Source organism: Mesorhizobium sp. P2_F5 (genome assembly GCF_056403715.1).
Window position 1 is genome coordinate 1 of the sequence record NZ_JBFUEY010000027.1, and the last position, 21,136, is coordinate 21,136.

Here is a 21,136-nt window from a genome sequence, read left to right on the forward strand (position 1 = left end):
CCCTCCGGCCGCTTCGCGGCCACCTCCCCCTCAAGGGGGGAGGGTAGGCCAGCGTCAGATTGCCGCTGCGGAAGGTTGGCAGTACGCTCTTTGCCCAACGCGGTGTTTGCAACACCCGAATGTAACTGGTAAAAGATTTTTACCAGTCAAGCAGAGGACGCGGCCCATGTCCGGCCTTGCCATGCCCAAGCCAGACGACGTCACGATGCGCCGGCGTAGCGAGATTGTCACCGACATGCGGATCATCGTGCCGGGCGAGGGTGTTGTCGACGCCACCAACGAAATGCGAGCCTTCGAAAGCGATGGCCTCACCGCCTACCGGCAATTGCCGCTGGTCGTGGTGCTGCCGGAAACGGTGGCGCAGGTGTCGCGGGTGCTGAAATACTGCAACGACCACAACATCCGCGTCGTGCCGCGCGGCTCCGGCACCTCGCTTTCCGGCGGTGCGCTGCCGCTCGAAGACGCGGTGCTGTTGGTCATGAGCCGCTTCAACCGCATCCTCGCGATCGACTATCCCGACCGCGTTGTCGTCGCCCAGCCCGGCGTCACCAATCTCGGCATCACCACTGCCGTCGAGCAGGAGGGCTTTTATTATGCGCCTGATCCATCCTCCCAGATCGCCTGCTCGATCGGCGGCAATGTCGCGGAAAATTCCGGCGGCGTGCACTGCCTGAAATACGGCCTGACCGCCAACAATGTGCTCGGCATCGAGATGGTGCTGATGAATGGCGAGGTGGTGCGCCTCGGCGGCAATCACCTCGACAGTGAAGGCTACGACCTGCTCGGTGTCATGACCGGCTCCGAAGGCCTGCTCGGCGTCGTCACCGAAGTCACAGTGCGCATCCTGAAGAAGCCGGAGACGGCACGCGCTTTGCTGATTGGCTTTCCGACCAGCGAGCAGGGCGGCCAGTGCGTCGCCGACATCATCGGCGCCGGCATCATTCCCGGCGGCATGGAGATGATGGACCGCCCGGCGATCCACGCCGCGGAGGATTTCGTCCATGCCGGCTACCCCCTCGATGTCGAGGCGCTGCTGATCGTCGAGCTCGACGGGCCGGGCGTCGAGGTCGATCACCTGATCGGTCTCGTCGAGGCGATCGCCTACAGGAACGGCTCCACCACCTGCCGCATCTCGCAGTCCGAACAGGAGCGGCTGAGCTTCTGGGCCGGCCGCAAGGCTGCCTTCCCGGCGGTCGGCCGCATCTCGCCCGACTATTACTGCATGGACGGCACCATCCCGCGCAAGGAACTGCCCAGGGTGCTGGCCGGCATGCGCGAACTGTCGGAGAAATATGGGCTCGGCGTCGCCAATGTCTTCCACGCCGGCGACGGCAATCTGCATCCGCTGATCCTCTACGACGCCAATGTGCCGGGCGAACTCGATAAGGCCGAAAGCTTCGGCGCCGACATATTGCGGCTCTGCGTCAAGGTCGGCGGCGTCTTGACCGGCGAGCACGGTGTTGGTGTCGAAAAGCGCGATTTGATGCCGGAGATGTTCAACCAGATCGACCTCGACCAGCAAATGCGCGTCAAATGCGCCTTCGACCCCAACCATCTGCTCAACCCGGGAAAAGTGTTTCCGCAATTGCGCCGCTGCGCCGAGCTTGGGCGTATGCATGTGCACCGTGGGCGGGTGGCCTTTCCGGACATTCCGAGGTTTTGATGGGAGCTCCGTTTCATACCTTAGCGATCCTTCGCGCCCCCCTCTGTCCTGCCGGACATCTCCCCCACAGGGGGGGAGATCAGCTATCATCGCGGCTTTCGCCAACCTTCGACATTGAAAGTGAGGCGCGGTCGCAGAAGCCGCCAATCTCCCCCCAAGTGGGGGAGATGTCCGGCAGGACAGAGGGGGGCGCGAAGGAACGCGACCTATCTGCACTCGCAAGAGGCGCGTCACGCCCTTGACCACCTTCACCCCCACCACATCAGCCGAGGTTCTCTCCACCGTCCAATGGGCTACGGCGGAGGAGTCGCCGCTGGAAACCATCGGCCACGGCTCCAAGCGCGGCATTGGCCGCCCGCAGCAGAGCGAGCACACGCTCGACCTGTCGAAGCTCACCGGTGTCACCCTCTACGAGCCGGCTGAACTGGTGCTGTCGGCGAAAGCCGGCACGCCGCTTTCCGAGATCGAAAGCCTGCTCGCCGAAAACGGCCAGCAGCTTGCCTTCGAGCCGATGGATTACGGTCCGCTGCTCGGCGGAGAGCTTGGCAAGGGCACTATCGGCGGCGTGCTTGCGGCGAACCTGTCCGGCCCGCGCCGGCTGAAGGCGGGTGCCGCGCGCGACCATATCCTCGGTATCAACGCCGTTGCCGGCCGCGGCGAGGCCTTCAAGTCCGGCGGCCGCGTGGTCAAGAATGTCACCGGCTACGACCTGTCGAAGCTGATGGCCAACAGCTGGGGAACGCTCGCCGTGTTCACCGACGTCACCTTCAAGGTGCTGCCGGCGGCCGAGACCGAAGTCACGCTAGCCGTGCGTGGCCTGCTCGACGATGCGGCGGCGGCCGCCATGGCGCTGGCGCTCGGCTCCAGCGCCGAAGTGTCGAGCGCTGCACATCTGCCCGAGCGCATCGCCGCGCGTGTCGCCGGCGGCGCGCTCGGCGCCGATGCCGCGACGCTGCTGCGCGTCGAAGGCTTTGGGCCATCGGTCGCCTACCGCATCGCCGCGCTGAAAACCCTTATGAAAAATGCCGGCCCGCTGCAGGAAATTTCGGGCGAAGCCTCGCATGCGCTCTGGCGCGACATCAGGGATTGCGCGCCCTTCGCCGACGGCAGCGAGAAGCCGGTTTGGCGCGTCTCCATGGCGCCGTCCCAGGCCCACCAGATGGTGCTGACGCTGCGCATGCAGATCGGCGTCAGCGCCTTTTACGACTGGCAGGGTGGGCTGGTCTGGCTGCGCATGGAGGAAGGCGACCCCGAGGCGGGCCTGCTGCGCGGGCTGATCCGAAAGCATGGCGGCGGCCACGCGACGCTGGTGCGCGCCGCCCCTGCCTATCGCGCCGCCGTGCCGGTGTTCGAGCCGCAGGCGCCGCATCTGGCGGCGCTGTCGGCGCGGCTCAAGGCAGAGTTCGATCCCAAGGCTATCCTCAATCCTGGCCGCATTGCCCAGAGCTAAATCATGCAAACCAATTTCTCCCTTGCCCAGCTTGCCGATCCCCATGTCGCGGAATCGGAGAAGATCCTGCGCAAATGCGTGCATTGCGGCTTCTGCACCGCCACCTGCCCGACCTATGTCACGCTCGGCAACGAGCTGGATTCGCCGCGCGGGCGCATTTACTTGATCAAGGACATGCTGGAGAACGGCCGTCCGGCCGACAAGGAGATCGTCACCCATATCGACCGCTGCCTGTCCTGCCTCGCCTGCATGACGACCTGTCCGTCGGGCGTCAATTACATGCATCTGGTCGACCATGCCCGCGCCCATATCGAGGAAACTTACAAACGGCCGCTGCTCGATCGGCTGACCCGCGCCATGCTGTCCCTGGTGCTGCCCTATCCCGCACGCTTTCGCGCCGCGCTGAAGCTGGCGAGACTGGGCAAGCCGTTCATTGGCCTGTTCGAAAAGGTCCCGGCCCTGAAGCCGCTCGGTGCGATGCTGAAGCTGGCGCCGGCCTCGATCCCGGCGGCCTCGCCGATGGCGTCTCCTGGCGTCCATGCCGGGCAGGGGACGAAAAGAGGCCGCGTCGCCATCCTCACCGGCTGCGCGCAATCGGTGCTCGATCCCGCCATCAACGAGACGACGATTGCGCTGCTGACCAGGCTTGGCGTCGAGGTCGTGGTGCCGCAGGGCGAAGCCTGCTGCGGCGCGCTGGTCCATCACATGGGTCGCGAAGCAGCAGCCCTTGCGTCCGCGAAGCAGAATGTCGATGCTTGGACGCGCGCCATCGACCAGGGTGGGCTCGACGCCATCGTCATCACCGCGTCCGGTTGCGGCACCACCATCAAGGATTACGGCTTCATGCTGCGCCTCGACCCGGCCTATGCCGACAAGGCTGCAAAGGTCTCGGCGCTGGCCAAGGACATTACCGAATATCTCTCAAGCCTCGACCTGCCGGAGCCAGTGCGCACGCCCGGCACCATCGTGGCCTACCACTCAGCCTGCTCGATGCAGCACGGCCAGAAGATCACCCGCCAGCCGAAGGAACTGCTCGCCAAAGCCGGCTTCATCGTGCGCGAACCGCGCGAGGGCCATCTGTGCTGCGGCTCCGCCGGCACCTACAACATCCTGCAGCCGGAGATTTCGGCCAAGCTGCGCGATCGCAAGGTGAAAAACATCGAGGCGACCGGCGCGCAGATCGTCGCCACCGGCAACATCGGCTGCATCACCCAGATCGCATCGGCCGCGAAGCTGCCGGTGGTGCACACGATCAAGCTGCTCGACTGGGCCTATGGCGGTCCGAAGCCGGAAGGGGTCTCCGAACCCGGTCTCGTTGCCGCGGAGTGACAAGACGGTCGTGGGCGCCAGCCCCCTCATCCGGCCGCTTCGCGGCCACCTTCTCCCCGCTGGGGAGAAGGGGTGGGCGCCGGCGTTGGAAATCTCCTCTCCCCTCGGGGGTCCGAAGGACGGGCGAGACACGAGGCTCGCCCCGGAATGGTCAGCCGAGCGAAGCGGAGGCTGGGTGAGGGGGCTGGCGCCACCCTATCTTACTCCGCCGCCAGCCTGTCCACCACGCCATAGGTCGCCTGGTAGCGCGCCCGCTGGCGGCTGAGCGCCACCATCGTGTTGCGTAAGAGGATCGCCACGGTGATTGGGCCGACGCCGCCCGGCACCGGCGTGATCCAGGACGCGACTTCCTTCACACTCTCGGTATCGACGTCGCCGACGATGCGGCTTTGCCCGTCAGGCCCGATCTCGGAATTAATGCCGATATCGATGACGGCCGCGCCCGGCTTCACCATATCGGCCTTGATCAGCCGCGGCTTGCCGACGGCGACGAACAGCGCGTCGGCGCGGCGTGCGTGCGCGGCCACCGAACGGGTCATGTGATGGCACACCGTCACCGTCGCGCCCTCGCTCATCAGCAGGAAGGCGATCGGCTTGCCGACGATTTCGGAATGGCCGACGACGACGACTTCCAGCCCCTTGAGGTCGAGGCCAGTTTCCTTCAGCAGTTCGACCGAGGCCGCCGCCGTGCAGGGCGCGAGATCGAGCTGATTGTAGACGATGTTGCCGATCGAGGCCGGATGCATGCCTTCGACATCCTTCAGCGGATGCACCGCCGCCTGCAGCGTCTTGATCGGGATATGCGCCGGCACCGGCCGCTGGATGATGATGCCGGTGACGCGTGGGTCGGCATTCAGCCCATGGATCGCGGCTTCCAACTCGCCGGCGGCTATATCGGCGGGGAACCGCCGCTCCTCGAAGGAGATGCCGGCAAGCGCGGCCTTGGCGCGCTGGTTGCGCACATAGACATCGACCGCATCGGTATCGCCGACGGTGATCGACACCAGCTTGGGTGGAAAACCCTCGGCGGTGGCGATCGCGGCATCCTCGCGCACGGCGGTGATGATGCGCTGGGCGACCGGGCCGCCCCGGAGATAGCGGCTGTCGTCTGGCTGAGACATGACTGGACCTTCGTAGGGAGTTTGGCCGCCCCTATAGAGCAATTCCAGGAAAAGTGTGAGCGGTTTTCCGTCCGGAATTGCGTCAGGATCAAGAGATAGGGGAAATGTGGCAAGGGCAGCGTGAAAGCGAACCGCCATCCCCCGGCGCGACGTTCTGGCGCAGCGTCTCGGCCTCGGCCGCAAAGAGAAAGGGCAGCGCGGTTTCCCGCCGTCCATGGCTGGTTGGTGCCGTGAATGCGGTATTCCGTCGTGCCGAGATAGAGCGCGCGGGCGCCGAGCGGGTTCTCTTCGCCGCCGGCCAGATAGGTCGGCAGATAGCGGCCCTTGGCGGCCTCGCGCCTGATCATCTCCGCCGGCGGGCGCCAGTCCGGCCAGACGCGCTTGTTGGTGATCTTGTGCGTGCCCGACCATTCGAAGCCCGGCTTGCCGGTGCCGACGCCATAGCGCCGCGCCTTGCCGTTGTTCTCGACCAGGAACAGGAAATTCTGCGTCGTATCGATGACGATCGTGCCCGGCTTCTGCGGGCCGTCATAGGCGACTTCCTGCGGCAAATAGAGCGGGTTGATCTGCGGCCGCATCACCATGCGCTTGGCCGGCGCCTGCACGGATGCGGTGCGCACCCGGTCCGGTCGCGCCGGCTGCGCATAGCGCAGGCGCGGCTGTTGGACCACCTGTCGGCTCTGCCGTACGATGCCGGGCGCGCGGCCAAGCTGCAGCACCCAGGGTGCCGAAAGGTCGGGGCTCACCATCACCGGTGGCCTGTCGGCATAGCGGTCGCCCGCGGCAGACGAGGTGGCGCCGGCGGCCAGAATGGCCACGGCGCCGAGCACGGAACGCAAAAAGATCTTCATCGGAACGCACCTTGATCGTCGAACGGACGGAGGCGGAACTTGCCCCCGGTTGCGCGATCCTTGGCGTGAAGCCACAACCGAAACATGAATCGGAATGCGTAAAATGCGGAACTGTCAGTAAACCTTTTGGTGTGGTTACCGCCGCGTTCAGGAATCTGGTAAAGCCGCGGTAAATGCAGCGCAAAGCGCATTAACAAACGGACTTTTGGTGATGGCACAAGAAAACACCGGCCTGCTCACGGGCTCCGACGGGATCACGCGATGCTTCTGGCACGGCAATCTGCCGGACTATCTGCACTACCACGACCATGAATGGGGCCGGCCGGTGGCCGACGACCGCAGGCTGTTCGAAAAGATCTGCCTCGAGGGCTTTCAGTCCGGCCTATCTTGGCTGACCATCCTGCGCAAGCGAGAGAACTTTCGCGAGGCTTTTGCCGGTTTCGACTTCGACAAGGTCGCCGCCTTCACCGATGAGGATGTCGAGCGCCTGCTCAGCAATGCCGGCATCATCCGCCACCGCGGCAAGATCGTCTCGACCATCAACAATGCCAAACGCGCGAGAGAGATGGCGGATGAATTCGGATCGCTGGCCGCCTGGTTTTGGAAATTCGAGCCGGGCAAGGAGGAGCGGCCCGAAATCGTCGATCTCGCCCATCTGCGCGCCAATCCCACGACAGCGGTCTCGACCAGGATCTCGAAGGAACTGAAGAAGCGCGGCTGGAGCTTTGTCGGCCCGACGACGGTCTATGCCTTCATGCAGGCAATGGGCTTGGTCAACGACCACCTCGAAGGCTGTGTGTGCCGGGAACAGGTGGAGGAGGACAGGAAGGCGTTCAAAAGGCCGAAGTAGCGCACTGTCCCCGACCTCCCCCTTGTGGGGAGGTCGCGCCGAAGGCGCGGGTGGGGGATCTTGGCGCCGCACCCCCACCCCGACGCTGCGCGTCGACCCTCCCCACAAGGGGGAGGGTAAGAAACTCAAGTCCCACTGGCGCCGGTCAGAAACAGCCCGGCGACAATCGCCGCCAGCGCCGCAAACGCCGGATAGATCACCAGCAGGCCGGTCATCAGCGCCTCGCGCATCGTCGAGCCCTTGTGCTCGTCGGCAGAGACCTCGAACGGCCCAGCCAGGCTCGCCGTCACTGGCGCACGGCTCTCGGCCGGCCGCAGCCGGACTTCATGCAAGCCGTCGTCTCTGGTATCGAATTTCTGTGCCGTGGTCATGACCCCAACCCCTTGTTTCGGCGCGCTTATCGGCTCCGATTGTGTCGGCACAATGCCGCGCCGATGGCGGAATTGTTTCCTTTTTGGTGCGGTTTGTTTCGGAGACGGATTCGCAGACGGGTATGCTTTGACCGTTTGCGCTGCCCCTCATTGCCCTGCCGGGCATTTCTCCCCGTATAGAGACGGGGAGAAAGATCGCTTGCGCGCATGGTTTCGCCAATCACCAGCGGAGCAGGAAGAGCACCGAGGACACGGCCAGCCACCTTCTCCCCGTCCCTATACGGGGAGAAGGTGCCGGCAGGCGGATGAGGGGCGGCGCGGCGTTGGCAAATATCGAACCGTTCCAGGCGACTTCGCGAGCGGGGTTGCAAACCCTTGCCGCACCAAGCTGCATCGGTTAGGACACGCGCGCTGTGTCGATAGGTAGTTCTACCGACGCACAAAGCACTACGAAACGCCGAGTACCCATCCCATGGCCGACAAATCGGAAAAGACGAAAGCGCGGCTGCCGCGCGGCTTTGCCGACCGCAGTGCGGAGGATATCCGCGCCGTCGAGAAGATGATGGCGACCATCCGCTCGGTCTATGAACTCTACGGCTTCGAGCCGGCCGACCAGCCGTTGATCGAATACACCGACGCGCTGGGCAAATTCCTGCCCGACCAGGACCGGCCGAACGAGGGCGTGTTCTCGTTCCAGGACGATGATGAGCAGTGGCTGTCGCTGCGCTACGATCTGACCGCGCCGACGGCGCGTTACGTCGCCGAGAATTTTGAGCGGTTGCCAAAGCCCTATCGCAGCTACCGCTCCGGCTGGGTGTTCCGCAACGAAAAGCCCGGCCCCGGCCGCTTCCGCCAGTTCATGCAGTTCGACGCCGACACGATCGGTACGCCGGGCGTCGCCGCCGACGCCGAGATGGCGATGATGATGGCCGACGTCATGGAAGCGCTCGGCATCAAGCGCGGCGACTACGTCATTCGCGTCAACAACCGCAAGGTGCTCGACGGCGTGCTGGAGGCGATCGGCCTTGGCGGCGATGAGAATGCCGGCCGCCGGTTGACGGTGCTGCGCGCCATCGACAAGCTGGACAAGCTCGGGCCGGAAGGCGTGAGATTGCTGCTTGGTCCGGGGCGCTGGGATGGCGGCAAGGAAGGCGAGGGTGACTTTGCCAAGGGTGCCGGACTGAACGAGGTGCAAGCCGAGGCCGTCCTTCTCGCGACAGCGAGGGAACAGGCCCGCCAGGATTCCAATGTCAGTGCGAACGCGATGTATCAGGAAGGCGTTGGCGAACTCTCGACCATTGAAGCCTTGGTCAGGGCGGCAGGGTACGGCGAAGATCGTATCGCCATGGACCGCTCGGTCGTGCGTGGTCTCGAATATTACACCGGCCCGGTCTTCGAGGCCGAGCTGCTCGCCGAGATCCCCAACGACGAAGGCCAGATCGTGCGCTTCGGCTCGGTCGGCGGCGGCGGCCGTTATGACGGGCTGGTCTCGCGCTTTCGCGGCGAACCGGTGCCGGCGACCGGCTTTTCCATCGGCGTCTCCCGCCTGATGACGGCGCTGAAGAACCTCGGCAAGCTGGACAGCACCGACGTGATCGCGCCGGTCGTCGTCCTGGTGATGGACAAGGACACGGAAAGCCTCGGCCGCTACCAGAAAATGGTGGCCGAGCTGCGCGCCGCCGGCATCCGTTCCGAAATGTATCTCGGCGGCGCCGGCATGAAGGCGCAGCTGAAATATTCCGACCGCCGCGGCAGCCCGGTCGCCATCATCCAGGGCGGCGACGAGCGCGCCAAGGGCGAGCTGCAGATCAAGGATCTGATCGAAGGCGCCCGCATGTCGGCCGAAATCACCGACAACGCCGAATGGCGCGCCGCGCGGCCGGCGCAGGTGACGGTGGCGGAGGGCGAGCTGGTCGCCGAGGTCAGGAAGATTTTGGCGGCGCAGGCCGAAGAGAGGGCGCGTGGCAAGTAGAGGTCGCGTTCTGTCGCGCCCCCCTCTGTCCTGCCGGACATCTCCCCCACAAGGGGGGAGATTGGCTGCTTCATCCGCGTCGCTTTTCTTGCAACGTGGACGATTGGCGAAGGCCGTCGCGATATCCGATCTCCCCCCTCGTGGGGGAGATGTCTGGCAGGACAGAGGGGGGCGCCGTGGAGCGCCGACCTCCTGTAGACCCGCTGGTTCCAAACCAGAGGGTTGTGCGACAAGGAGGTCAGCAAATTGACCTCCCGCCCCGCCATCGCATCCGAAATCACCAACCTCTTCGCCACCCGCAACACCCATGCGGTGGAAGTCGCCGTGCTGCAGCCGGCCGATCCGTTCCTCGACATGGCCGGCGAGGATTTGCGCCGCCGCATCTTTCTCACCGAAAGTGAGACCGGCAAGACACTGTGCCTGCGGCCCGAATTCACCATCCCCGTCTGCCTCGACCACATAGCCAGCCAGGCCGGCACGCCGCGCCGCTATTCCTATCTCGGCGAAGTGTTTCGCCAGCGCCGCGAGGGCGGCAACGAGTTTTTCCAGGCCGGCATCGAGGATCTCGGCGACCGCGATACCGCTGAGGCCGATGCTCGTTCGCTGGCCGATGCGCATGCGCTGCTTGAGCTGGTGTTGCCGGGCCAGACGCTGGCGATCACGCTCGGCGACCAGACCATCTTCGAGGCGGTGTTGGCCGCGCTCGGCCTGCCGCGTGGCTGGCGCATGCGGCTGGCCCGCGCCTTCGGCTCGGCGCCGATGTTGCAGGCGGCGCTCGCCGATCTTGCCAACCCACCGCGCAACGGCCAGCTTGACGGCGATGTCGCCGCCCTTGTGCTCGACGGCGATCTCGAGGCGCTGTCCGCCCACATTGCCGGCGGCATGGAAGAGGCCGGTCTGTCGGCATCGGGCGGACGCGCGCCGGCGGACATTGCGCGGCGGCTGATCGAGAATGCGGAACTGCGCAGCGTGCGGCTGTCGAACGAGGCGTTCGCCGCGCTGAAGGATTTTCTGGCCATCGACGTGCCGCTCGATGGTGCAAGTGCTGCGCTCGAAAGCTTCGCGGCCTCTGCCGGGCTGTCACTGGGCGCGGCACTCGAAAAATTTGCGGCCCGCGCCAAGGCGATCGAAACCCACGGCCTGCCCGTCGAAAAAGTCCGTTATGACGCCGCTTTCGGCCGTCCGCTCGATTACTACACCGGCATCGTCTTCGAGATCGCGGCGCAAGGCGGCGAGCGGCCGCTGGCCGGCGGCGGCCGTTATGACCGGCTGCTGACGCTGCTCGGCGCGAAAACGCCGATCCCCGGTGTCGGCTTCTCCGTCTGGCTCGACCGCATCGAAGCGTTGCGGGGAGAGCCCAAATGATCACGCTGGCAATCCCGTCGAAAGGCCGGCTCAAGGAGCAAGCGCTGGAGGTTCTGGCTAGAGCCGGTCTCGCCGTCAGCCTGCCCGGCGACGAGCGCCAGTACCGCGCCCGCATCGACGGCACTGAGGGCATCGAGGTGGCGTTCCTGTCGGCGTCCGAAATCGCCGGCGAGATCGGCCAAGGCTCGGTCGACCTCGGCATTACCGGCGAGGATCTGCTGCACGAAAACCTCGCCGACTGGGAAGCGCGCGCCGAAATCGTCGCCCGTCTCGGTTTCGGCCATGCCGATGTCGTGGTCGCGGTGCCCGGCATCTGGCTCGACGTCGACACCATGGCCGATCTCGACGATGTCGCCGCCGATTTCCGCCAGCGCCACGGCAGGCGGCTCAGGATCGCCACCAAATACTGGCGGCTGACGCAGCAATTCTTCTCGCAAAAGCACGGCATCCAGGTCTACCGCATCGTCGAGAGCCTCGGCGCTACCGAAGGCGCGCCGGCGGCGGGCCTTGCCGACGTCATCGTCGACATCACCACCACCGGCTCGACCCTGCGCGCCAACCATCTCAAGGTGCTGGCCGACGGCGTGGTGCTGAAGTCGCAGGCCTGCCTGGTGGCGTCGCGGAAAGATCGTGTGGTAGCGGATGAAGCCGTGCTGCGCGACATCGCCGTCAGGATGAGTGCCCTCCCTCCCCCTTGAGGGGAGGGTGGACAGCCGCCGAAGGCGGATGGACGGGTGGGGTCGCCACGGCAGTGCTCCCTCTCCTCAGTCAAAGCCAACAGGTCGAGGCAGTTGAGGCGACCCCACCCGCCTCGCTTCGCTCGGCACCCTCCCTCAAGGGGGAGGGGAACCCCAAGACCATCGACGGGATTTCCACCGCCCCATCAGGCTGATAGGCTCGCCACATCCCGGGAGGAGACGGCGATGGCGATCAATCTCGACGAACTCAAGAACGCCACCAATCTGCGCGGGCGCGGCGGCAAGGGCGCGACCTTCATCGCTCCGATCGACGGCCGGGCGCATGTCTCCGGCGAGCGCACCCCGCCGCTCCTCGACAAGACGATACCTGAGCTGTTTTCCGACACGGTCAGCAAATACGCTACGCAGGATGCTGCCGTCTTCGTCGGGCAGGACAAGCGCTTCACTTGGAGCGAGCTGTCGGACACGGTCGATACGCTGGCCGCCGGCTTCCTGGCGCTTGGCCTCGAAAAGGGCGACCGCGTCGGCATCTGGTCACCCAACCGCTGGGAATGGCTGGTGACGCAGTTCGCCACCGCCCGCATCGGCCTGATCCTGGTAAACATCAACCCGGCCTACCGGCTGACCGAGCTGGAATATGCCCTCAACAAGGTCGGCTGCAAGGCGCTTGTGACGGCCGCCAGTTTCAAGACCTCCGACTATCTCGGCATGATCGAGACGCTGGCGCCGGAGCTTGCCAAGGCCACCCCCGGCAAACTCAAGGCGCAGAAATTGCTGACGCTGAAGATCGTCATCCGCATGGGCGACGACAATTCTCCCGGCATGTTCAATTTCGCCGATGTGCTGTCGATGGCCGGCCGCGACGAGCATGACAGCCTCGACCGCATCTCCGAAGGGCTGAAGCCGGGCGAGGCCATCAACATCCAGTTCACCTCGGGCACGACCGGCGCGCCCAAGGGCGCGACGCTGACCCACACCAACATCGTCAACAACGGCAATTTCGTCACCGCGGCGATCAAGCTCACCGTTGACGACCGGCTCTGCATTCCGGTGCCGCTTTATCACTGTTTCGGCATGTCGATGGGCACGATGGGCTGCGTCTCCAAGGGCGCGACCATGGTCTTCCCAGGCGAGGGTTTTGATGCTGGCGCCACACTGAAAGCCGTGGCGCAGGAAGGCTGCACCGGCCTCTACGGCGTGCCGACCATGTTCGTCGCCATGCTCGACCACGCGGACTTTTCCACCTTCGACCTCTCCAGCCTGCGCACCGGCATCATGGCGGGATCGCCATGCCCGATCGAGGTGATGAAGAAGGTGGTGTCGCTGATGCATATGGAAGAGGTCACCATCGCCTATGGCATGACCGAAACCAGCCCGGTCTCGTTCCAGAGCAGCGTCGACGACCCGCTGGAAAAGCGCGTCTCCACCGTCGGCCGCATCCACCCGCATGTCGACGTCAAGGCCATCGACACCGAGGGCGTTACCGTCGCCGTCGGCGCGCCAGGCGAGCTGTGCACGCGCGGCTATTCCGTGATGAAGGGCTATTGGGACGACGCGGAGAAAACCCGCGAGGCGATCGACGCCGATGGCTGGATGCACACCGGCGACCTCGCCACCATCGACGCCGAGGGCTATTGCAACATTGTCGGCCGGGTAAAGGATATGGTCATTCGCGGCGGCGAGAACGTCTATCCCAGAGAGGTCGAGGAGTTCCTCTATCGCCATCCCAAGGTCAAGGAGGTGCAGGTGTTCGGCATTCCAGACGCCAAATATGGTGAGGAGCTGTGCGCCTGGATCGTACTGAAACCCAACCAGATCGCCACCGAGCAGGAGATCAAGAACTTCTGTGCCGGCCAGATCGCCCATTACAAAATCCCCCGCTACATCCGCTTCCGCACCGAATTGCCGATGACGGTGACGGGAAAACCGCAGAAGTTTTTGATGCGCGAAGCGATGGTGGAGGAACTGGGACTGGTGGTGCAGAAGACGGCTTGAGGGGCGGAACGCCGGGTGATGGGGATTGCCGGCTTCGCAATAATATTGGGGTGCTCCCCACAGGCTTTCCGCAAGGTTCGCAGAAATGCATGGGGGCTTGAATGGCTGGTTTCGTACGATCGGTGACTTCCTATGCGATGCCTTTGGCCGCCTTGGCAATGGCCTTCGCGGTCAGAGCCAGCGGGCTGTCGGTGGACGAAGGTTCGCAGAGCGTCAGGATCCTTATCGGAGCGCTTTCGACTGCGATCATGTTCATCACCATTTTCGTGGTGCTCGATCACGCCGAGGCGGTGGCCCACCGTGTGGGGGAGCCCTACGGCACATTGGTGCTGACTTTTGCCGTGACGGCAATCGAAGTGTCGATCATCGTTTCCATGATGCTGCATGGAGCGAATAACCCCACGCTTGCACGTGAGTCCGTCTTCTCGACGGTGATGATTGCTTCCACCGGCGTTGTCGGAATGTGTCTCACCTTTGGCGGCTGGCGCCATCGCAAGCAGGCAATTGTCCGGCAAGGGACCAGCGCATATCTGGCGGTTCTGGTCGCACTGACCGTCATGACACTTATCCTGCCGACCTACACGCGGACCACCGATCCCGGCACATTTTCGGCGGCTCAGCTTGGCCTTGTGAGCGTTCTTTCTGTGCTGCTCTATGCAAGTTTTGTGTTCGCGCAGACAGTCCGGCACCGGGACGATTTCATCGAAGGACTGGCACATGACGTTTCGGCGCGAACCGCCCCTCACAAAAGCATCTTGTCCAGCGCTCTGCTCCTGGTCATAGGACTGATCGGAATTGTCATGCTCGCCGAGCAGGTCGCCGCAAGTGTTGAAGATGCGCTCGTTGCCTATCAGGTGACCCAGGCTGACAGCATTGTGGGGGCAATGATCGCGGGTCTGGTTTTGATGCCGGAGGCAATTTCGGCGATTCGCGCTTCACTCAACAATGAGCTGCAGCGCGGCCTGAATGTCGCAATGGGTTCGGCTTGCGCCACGATTGGTTTGACAATACCGGCGGTCGCAGCAGCCAGCCTGCTGACGGGACGAGGCTTAACCCTGGGGCTCCCGGAGGCCGACGCAGTACTTTTGGTTTTAGCGTTTTTCATATGCGGCGTAAGTTTTAGTAACGAAAGGACGACGTTCTTGACCGGAATGGTCCATGTTGTTGTATTTTTTACTTATGTATTTCTGATATTTATACCTTGAAGCTTGGTGCGATCTGGCGATCAGAGGCAGGGATGAGGCGGCCGCCGGCTGGCAAACCGCGATAGGCAGCCGACAAGAGAACGCTTCCGCGAAGTAGGGATGGCCTCCATCCCTGGGACTGTCAGAAACAGGCTCCTTGCAGTACACTGCCCTGGTTCAAGGGCGGCACGAAATGCCTCGCCTCATCGCAAGGGTGAGCGCTCTCTTACGTCCGCTCCCCGCACAATATTATGTTCGAAGTGCATCTTTGTTGGGGGCACGGTGGGGGAAATACTTGATGCCGTTGTCATAGGCGCCGGTTCGGCCGGGCTCGGCGCGAGCTATTTTCTGAAACAACAGGGGCTCAAGCATTGCGTGCTTGAACGAAGCCGCGTCGGCGAGACATGGCGAACACAGCGATGGGATTCCTTCCTGTTGAATTCGCCCAACATACGCTCGATCCTGCCCGGCGATGCCTACGACGGGCCGGATCCTTGGGGTGCAATCACACACCACGAATTCGTCGCCTATCTGGAGAGCTACATCGAGCGGCACCGATTGCTCGTGAGAACCGGGAGTCCGGTGCAGAAGCTGACAAGAGACGATGGTCACTACCGGGTGACGACGCCGGATGGCGCTGTTCATGCGCGCAACGTGGTGATCGCGACTGGCAATCTGAATTGTCCGGTCCGCCCGCCCTGGTCCGCCGACCTGCCACCGTCACTTCGCCAGATCGATTCCTCCGCATATCGCAATGCGGCCGCACTTGACGACGGTGCGGTGCTGGTTGTCGGCAGCGGCCAATCGGGCGGCCAGATTGCCGAAGACCTGGTTCTGGCTGGGCGCTCCGTCTTTCTGGCGACATGCCGCAATGGCCGCTGGGTGCGACACTATCGCGGCGGCAGCATGCTCAACTGGCTGACCTTGAGTGGTCATCTCGATCTCCCGCGCCGGGAACTAATCCTGCCATCCGGCAAATTGCCACCGCGCCCGCTACTCGGCGCGGCGCACACCATCAGCCTGCAGTCGCTCAGCGCGCAGGGCGTCGTTCTGCTTGGTCGATTCTTGGGGATGGACAACGAGAGCTTCGTCTTCGGCGATGAGCTTGACGACCATATTCGCTTTGCCGACGAGGTCTCCGCAAATGCCAAGCGCCTGGTCGACCAGTATATCGAGCACACGGGCCTTAACGTGCCGCCAGCCGAGGATGACCCGGCCGAAACGGTTGAGCCGCGACTGCCGCGCCCACCCGTGCGCTCGATCGACCTCGCGGCCAGCAGGATCTCTTCGGTAATCTGGTCTACCGGCTTTACTGGCGATTTCGGATGGGTTCGGCTGCCCGGCGCGCTCGATGCGGCTGGTCAGCCCTTGCACGAGGATGGCATCGGCGTCGATCCCGGCATCTATTTCGCCGGCCTCGATTTCGCATCAACGCGGAAATCGGGCACGGTACCCGGCGTCGCCGAGGAGGCCGCCCGTCTGGTGGACCATCTCGCAAAGAGATGACCCGTGCCAGTTTCTCAATCCCTGGCCGTCATCGCCGCGCCAGCTCGGCTGCCCACTTCCTTGTGCTGTGACAGGTCTCCATGGCGCGCTGGTAGCCTTCGCGTGCAGTCGTGCGAGCGACATAGGCGCGTTCCACGTCGCCCAGGGTGAAGCAACCGGTTCTCTGGGCGAACTCCAGGGCATAGGTCACCGAAATGTCGGCCGCCGTGAATCGCTCACCTGCCATATAGGACGCGCGCGAGAGTTGCCGGGTCACCAGGCTCAGCCGGCTTTCGAAAACGTCCATTGCCTTGCGGGCGCCCCAATTGTCCCGCTCGTTCTCTGGCGCGAGATTGCGGCTGACAACGACGAAATACATGGAGGCGGCAAGGCCGGCTTCGCCGAGGTGCAGGAACTGCTGGTAGGGGGCGAACGCGGGATCGTGCGGGTCCGGCGCCAGCTGCGTCGGGCCGTAGCGAGCGATCAGATACTCCATGATCGCAATCGACTCGACCATATTGACTTCGCCGTCCTGGATCGCCGGGATGAACCCTGCGGGGTTGATCGCGAGATACTCCGGATCGTGGTCAACCCCCGCGATCAGGTCCACCGGCCGTAGCCGGTACGGCAACCCAATCTCCTCCAGCAGCCAGACGACCCGGAAGCCTCGGCCCTCGCCGAATACCGTGATCATCTCGCGCAATCCTCCCACGGCTGGCAACCGGCAATCAATCAAGGATTAGCCAAACCGATTGCACATTGCAAGCGGTAAGCTTGGTTATGGCTCTGCCAGGCGCGCCGACAAGTGGCTGCGCCACGTGGCGGGATGATCTATACTTTGGCTCTCACACCCCCAGCACCGCCCCACCCAGCCCCCGAATAATCTTGGCCAGCTCGACGCACTCATCATGCCGCACCTTGTTGCGGCGCCAGGCCAGGCAGATCGTACGTTGCGGCATCGGCTCCTGGAACGGCACGATTTTCAGGTCCGGCATGGCGCTGGCCGGCCTTGCCGCCATTTCTGGGATCAGCGTGACGCCGAGACCATGCGCCACCATTTGCAAGAGCGTCGTCAGGCTGGTGGCGCCGTAGCTTGCCATCGCCACCGGCCGCACGCTGCCGCACAGCGCGAGCGCCTGTTCGCGCAGGCAATGGCCTTCCTCCAAAAGCATCAGCCGCTCCAGCGCCGGGCTTTCCGGTGGCACCGGCGGCGAGGCGAAGGCCGGGTCGCCTGATGGTACGGCAAGGAAGAAGCGGTCGGCGAACAGTTCTTCGGTGACCAGGCCCGGCTGGTCGAGTGGCAAGGCGGCGATGAAGGCGTCGAGCCGTCCCGTTGCCGTGTCCTCGACCAGCGATGCCGTCACCGCTTCGCGCAGTTCGAGCTGCAGGAAAGGAAAATGCCGTTTCAGCTCCGGCAATACATGCGGCAACAGATAGGGCGCCACCGTCGGGATGATGCCCAGCCGGAAGCGGCCTTCCATCGCCGGGCGGCCTCGCCTGGCCGATGTCTCGACTTCGCTGATATCACGCAGGATGCGCTCGATGCGCGGCAGCAGGGCCAGCGCCTCCTCGGTCATCCGCACCGTCTTGCCGCCGCGTTCGAACAGCCGGCAGTTCAGCCTTTGCTCCATCTCGGCGATCTGTGTGGACAGCGCCGGCTGGCTGACGCCGGCCAGTTTAGCGGCGCGGCCGAAATGCAGCGTTTGCGCCAAAGCCTCGAAATATTGCATCTGCCGGACGGTGAGACCAATCATAAGAAAAACCTATCGCAACAAACAGGAAAGGCAATTTGTTTTTATCGAAGAGACGGCCTAGTCTGGAATTGTTCCAGAGTGGCGCGGCTCCCGGCCGGCCCGGAAAACCAACACAGAAAATCAGCAATTCGGAGGCTAAAATGGATGCGAACACCGACGACAACAGTGCCGGCAAATGCCCGGTCGCGCATGGAACCTCCGGCAGGACCAACCGCGACTGGTGGCCGAACCAGCTCGATATCAGCGTTCTCCATCAGCAGTCGAACCTTTCCGACCCGATGGGCGAGGCGTTCGACTATGCCGAGGAATTCAAAAGCCTCGACCTCGATGCTGTGATCAAGGACCTGCACAAGGTGATGACGGATTCGCAGGATTGGTGGCCGGCCGATTTCGGCCATTACGGCCCGCTGTTCATCCGCATGGCCTGGCACAGCGCCGGCACCTATCGCATCGGCGACGGCCGTGGTGGCGCCGGCGCCGGCCAGCAGCGTTTCGCGCCGCTGAACAGCTGGCCGGACAACGCCAATCTCGACAAGGCGCGCCGGCTGTTGTGGCCGATCAAGCAGAAGTATGGCCGCAAGATTTCCTGGGCCGATTTGTTGATCCTCACCGGCAACGTCGCGCTGGAATCGATGGGCTTCAAAACCTTCGGCTTCGCCGGCGGCCGCGCCGACGTCTGGGAGCCCGAACAGGACGTCAACTGGGGTTCGGAAACCAAGTGGCTCGACGACAAGCGCTATTCCGGCGACCGTGAGTTGCACGGCCATCTCGGCGCCGTGCAGATGGGCCTGATCTACGTCAATCCGGAAGGGCCGAACGGCAAGCCCGATCCGCTGGCATCGGCGCGTGATATCAGAGAGACCTTCGGCCGTATGGCCATGAACGACGAGGAAACCGTGGCGCTGATCGCCGGCGGCCACACCTTTGGCAAGACCCATGGCGCCGGCGATGCGGCCCTGGTCGGTGCCGAGCCGGAAGGCGCGGGCATCGAGGCACAGGGCCTCGGCTGGTCGAGCAAGCATGCATCAGGCATTGCCGGCGATGCGATCACATCCGGCCTCGAAGTCACATGGACGACGACGCCGACCAAGTGGAGCAACAGCTTCTTCGACAATCTGTTCAACTTCGAATGGGAGCTGACCAAGAGCCCGGCCGGCGCCCATCAGTGGACGCCAAAGGGCGGCTCCGGCGCGGTTACGGTGCCGGACGCGCACAATCCAGGCAAGCGTCATGCGCCGGCCATGCTCACCACCGACCTCGCGCTTCGCGCCGACCCGGCCTATGAGAAGATCTCGCGCCGCTTCCACCAGCATCCCGCTGAGTTCGCCGACGCCTTTGCCCGCGCCTGGTACAAGCTGACCCACCGCGACATGGGTCCGGTCGTTCGCTATCTCGGCCCGTTGGTGCCGAAGGAAGAGCTGATCTGGCAGGATCCGGTTCCGGCCGTCGACCACGAGCTGGTCAGCGAGCAGGATGTCGCATCGCTGAAGGCCAAGATCCTGGCCTCCGGCCTCACCGTTTCGCAGCTGGTCTCGACCGCCTGGGCCTCGGCCTCTACCTTCCGCAACTCCGACAAGCGCGGCGGCGCCAATGGCGCGCGCATCCGTCTGGCGCCGCAGAAGGACTGGGAGGTCAACCAGCCGGCCGAACTGGCCAAGGTGCTGGCGAAGCTCGAAGCCATCCAGAAGGAGTTCAACGCCGGCGGCAAGAAGGTTTCGCTGGCCGACCTCATCGTGCTCGGCGGCGTCGCCGCGGTCGAGAAGGCGGCGAAGGATGGCGGCAACGCAGTGAAGGTGCCGTTCACGCCAGGCCGCACCGACGCTTCGCAGGCGCAGACCGACGCTCATTCCTTCGCCGCGCTCGAGCCAAAAGTCGATGGTTTCCGCAATTATGTCGGCGGCAAGCTGCCGATGTCGGTCGAAGCGTTGCTAGTCGACCGCGCGCAACTGCTCAACCTGACGGCGCCGGAGATGTCGGTGCTGGTCGCCGGCCTGCGCGCGCTTGGCGCCAATGCCGGCGGCTCAAAGCATGGCGTGCTCACCGACAGGCCGGGCACGCTGACGAACGACTTCTTCGTCAACCTGCTCTCGATGGCGACCGTCTGGGATCCGGCCGCCGGATCCGAGCCGGGGTCGCATGAGGTCTACGAAGCGCGCGACCGCAAGACCAAGGCGGTCAAATGGACCGCCACCCGTGCCGACCTGATCTTCGGCTCGCATGCGCAGCTGCGGGCGCTGGCCGAGGTCTACGGCTCGGCGGATGCCGGGCCGAAATTCGTCGGCGATTTCATCAAGGCGTGGACCAAGGTGATGAACGCCGACCGTTTCGACATCGCCGCCTGATCGCAGTGCCTCCCAAGCAAAAAGGCGCGGGAGCGCGGCACCGCCGGTAAACAGCGCCGGGCCGATCGAACGCGCCGGATTGACCGAGGTGCCGGTGACCGGGATCATGGCGAAGTGCAGCCCCGCCAGGGTCAGGCCGATGACCAGCCCTGCGAACGCCGTCGAGTGCTTTTCAGCGGTGACGCCGAGGATGACGGTGACGAAGGTGAAGGTGCCGATCAGCTCCCACAGGAAGGCCGAACTCATCCCCCATTTCGCCACGTCCCAGCCATTGGCGCCGAAGCCGGTGGTGTGGCCGCCGGTCTGGCCGGAGACGATGATCCACAGCGCCAGAGAAGCGAGGATGGCGCCGATGATCTGCGCGATCCAGTAGGGGATGACATCCTTGGCCTGCATCCGGCCGGCAAGGAAAACGCCGAGTGTCACAGCCGGATTGAGATGCGCGCCCGAGATCGGGCCGACCGCATAGGCGGCCGCGATCAGGCCGATGCCGAACGCCAGGCCGATGGCTTCCTGGCCGAGCGGCAGGTCGGCCAGGAAGCCGCCCGTCGCCACCGACGCCGTGCCGATGAACACCAATAGAAATGTCCCTAGAACTTCCGCAAGATACGTTTTCATTGCCCTCTCCTCGTATCGATCCGCGGGTCCGCGTTTTCTGCGCCGCGAATCATGACGCAAAGAGTATTCCCAACGGAAAAGCTTGGAA

Annotated in this window: 15 protein-coding genes and 2 pseudogenes; 11 read left to right on the forward strand and 6 right to left on the reverse strand. The window is 64.2% G+C overall.

The window, feature by feature from the left end; genetic code table 11:
• Positions 1–166 precede the first annotated feature (166 nt).
• From AC1DYO_RS27585 to glcF, 3 genes are all read left to right on the forward strand, one after another.
• Complete coding sequence (locus AC1DYO_RS27585) at positions 167–1,663, forward strand: FAD-linked oxidase C-terminal domain-containing protein (protein WP_477267569.1); 1,497 nt, start codon at positions 167–169, stop codon at positions 1,661–1,663.
• Between the two features lie 238 nt (positions 1,664–1,901).
• Positions 1,902–3,113 (forward strand): FAD-binding protein, encoded by a 1,212-nt coding sequence (locus tag AC1DYO_RS27590; RefSeq protein WP_477267570.1) that lies wholly within the window; start codon positions 1,902–1,904, stop codon positions 3,111–3,113.
• A gap of 3 nt (positions 3,114–3,116) precedes the next feature.
• Positions 3,117–4,442, forward strand: coding sequence for a glycolate oxidase subunit GlcF (gene glcF, locus AC1DYO_RS27595; protein WP_477267571.1), 1,326 nt, complete (start codon positions 3,117–3,119; stop codon positions 4,440–4,442).
• Positions 4,443–4,642: 200 nt separating this feature from the next.
• Here the strand turns inward: glcF and AC1DYO_RS27600 are convergent, their stop codons facing one another.
• Entirely contained in the window at positions 4,643–5,563 is a 921-nt protein-coding gene (locus AC1DYO_RS27600) for a bifunctional 5,10-methylenetetrahydrofolate dehydrogenase/5,10-methenyltetrahydrofolate cyclohydrolase (protein WP_477267572.1), read from the reverse strand.
• A gap of 164 nt (positions 5,564–5,727) precedes the next feature.
• A pseudogene (locus AC1DYO_RS27605) lies at positions 5,728–6,414 on the reverse strand (L,D-transpeptidase); the annotation flags it as partial.
• Positions 6,415–6,625: 211 nt separating this feature from the next.
• On the opposite strand from AC1DYO_RS27605, the gene AC1DYO_RS27610 reads away from it, so the two are divergent.
• Positions 6,626–7,264, forward strand: a complete 639-nt coding sequence (locus AC1DYO_RS27610) for a DNA-3-methyladenine glycosylase I (protein WP_477267573.1) — start codon at positions 6,626–6,628, stop codon at positions 7,262–7,264.
• Positions 7,265–7,389: 125 nt separating this feature from the next.
• On the opposite strand, the gene AC1DYO_RS27615 is transcribed toward AC1DYO_RS27610, so the two are convergent.
• A complete protein-coding gene (locus AC1DYO_RS27615; RefSeq protein ID WP_477267574.1) occupies positions 7,390–7,635 on the reverse strand; it encodes a hypothetical protein in 246 nt (81 codons plus the stop codon).
• A 472-nt stretch (positions 7,636–8,107) separates the two neighbouring features.
• Here AC1DYO_RS27615 and hisS point away from each other — a divergent pair, with 472 nt between their 5' ends.
• From hisS to AC1DYO_RS27645, 6 genes are all read left to right on the forward strand, one after another.
• On the forward strand, positions 8,108–9,607 hold the full coding sequence (gene hisS / locus AC1DYO_RS27620) for a histidine--tRNA ligase (RefSeq protein WP_477267575.1): 1,500 nt from the start codon (positions 8,108–8,110) through the stop codon (positions 9,605–9,607).
• A gap of 246 nt (positions 9,608–9,853) precedes the next feature.
• Positions 9,854–10,972: an ATP phosphoribosyltransferase regulatory subunit gene (locus tag AC1DYO_RS27625; protein WP_477267576.1), complete on the forward strand. Its 1,119-nt coding sequence runs from the start codon at positions 9,854–9,856 to the stop codon at positions 10,970–10,972.
• The gene (hisG, locus tag AC1DYO_RS27630) at positions 10,969–11,670 is read left to right on the forward strand and encodes an ATP phosphoribosyltransferase (RefSeq protein WP_477267577.1); all 702 of its coding nucleotides are present in this window, start codon (positions 10,969–10,971) and stop codon (positions 11,668–11,670) included. Before AC1DYO_RS27625 ends, hisG begins: the two co-directional genes overlap by 4 nt.
• Before the next feature lie 225 nt (positions 11,671–11,895).
• Positions 11,896–13,665 (forward strand): AMP-binding protein, encoded by a 1,770-nt coding sequence (locus AC1DYO_RS27635; protein ID WP_477267578.1) that lies wholly within the window; start codon positions 11,896–11,898, stop codon positions 13,663–13,665.
• 101 nt (positions 13,666–13,766) lie between these two features.
• Complete coding sequence (locus tag AC1DYO_RS27640; protein WP_477267579.1) at positions 13,767–14,870, forward strand: calcium:cation antiporter; 1,104 nt, start codon at positions 13,767–13,769, stop codon at positions 14,868–14,870.
• Between the two features lie 261 nt (positions 14,871–15,131).
• Complete coding sequence (locus AC1DYO_RS27645; protein ID WP_477267643.1) at positions 15,132–16,355, forward strand: flavin-containing monooxygenase; 1,224 nt, start codon at positions 15,132–15,134, stop codon at positions 16,353–16,355.
• 28 nt (positions 16,356–16,383) lie between these two features.
• Here the strand turns inward: AC1DYO_RS27645 and AC1DYO_RS27650 are convergent, their stop codons facing one another.
• Together AC1DYO_RS27650 and AC1DYO_RS27655 are read right to left on the reverse strand one after the other, a co-directional pair.
• Positions 16,384–17,028, reverse strand: a complete 645-nt coding sequence (locus AC1DYO_RS27650) for a glutathione S-transferase family protein (protein ID WP_477267580.1) — start codon at positions 17,026–17,028, stop codon at positions 16,384–16,386.
• A 151-nt stretch (positions 17,029–17,179) separates the two neighbouring features.
• Positions 17,180–18,088: a hydrogen peroxide-inducible genes activator gene (locus tag AC1DYO_RS27655; RefSeq protein WP_477267581.1), complete on the reverse strand. Its 909-nt coding sequence runs from the start codon at positions 18,086–18,088 to the stop codon at positions 17,180–17,182.
• Positions 18,089–18,228: 140 nt separating this feature from the next.
• Here AC1DYO_RS27655 and katG point away from each other — a divergent pair, with 140 nt between their 5' ends.
• The gene (katG, locus tag AC1DYO_RS27660; RefSeq protein ID WP_477267582.1) at positions 18,229–20,430 is read left to right on the forward strand and encodes a catalase/peroxidase HPI; all 2,202 of its coding nucleotides are present in this window, start codon (positions 18,229–18,231) and stop codon (positions 20,428–20,430) included.
• An 18-nt stretch (positions 20,431–20,448) separates the two neighbouring features.
• Here katG and AC1DYO_RS27665 read toward each other — a convergent pair.
• Positions 20,449–21,048: pseudogene (locus tag AC1DYO_RS27665) on the reverse strand (aquaporin); the annotation flags it as partial.
• Between the last annotated feature and the right edge of the window lie 88 nt (positions 21,049–21,136).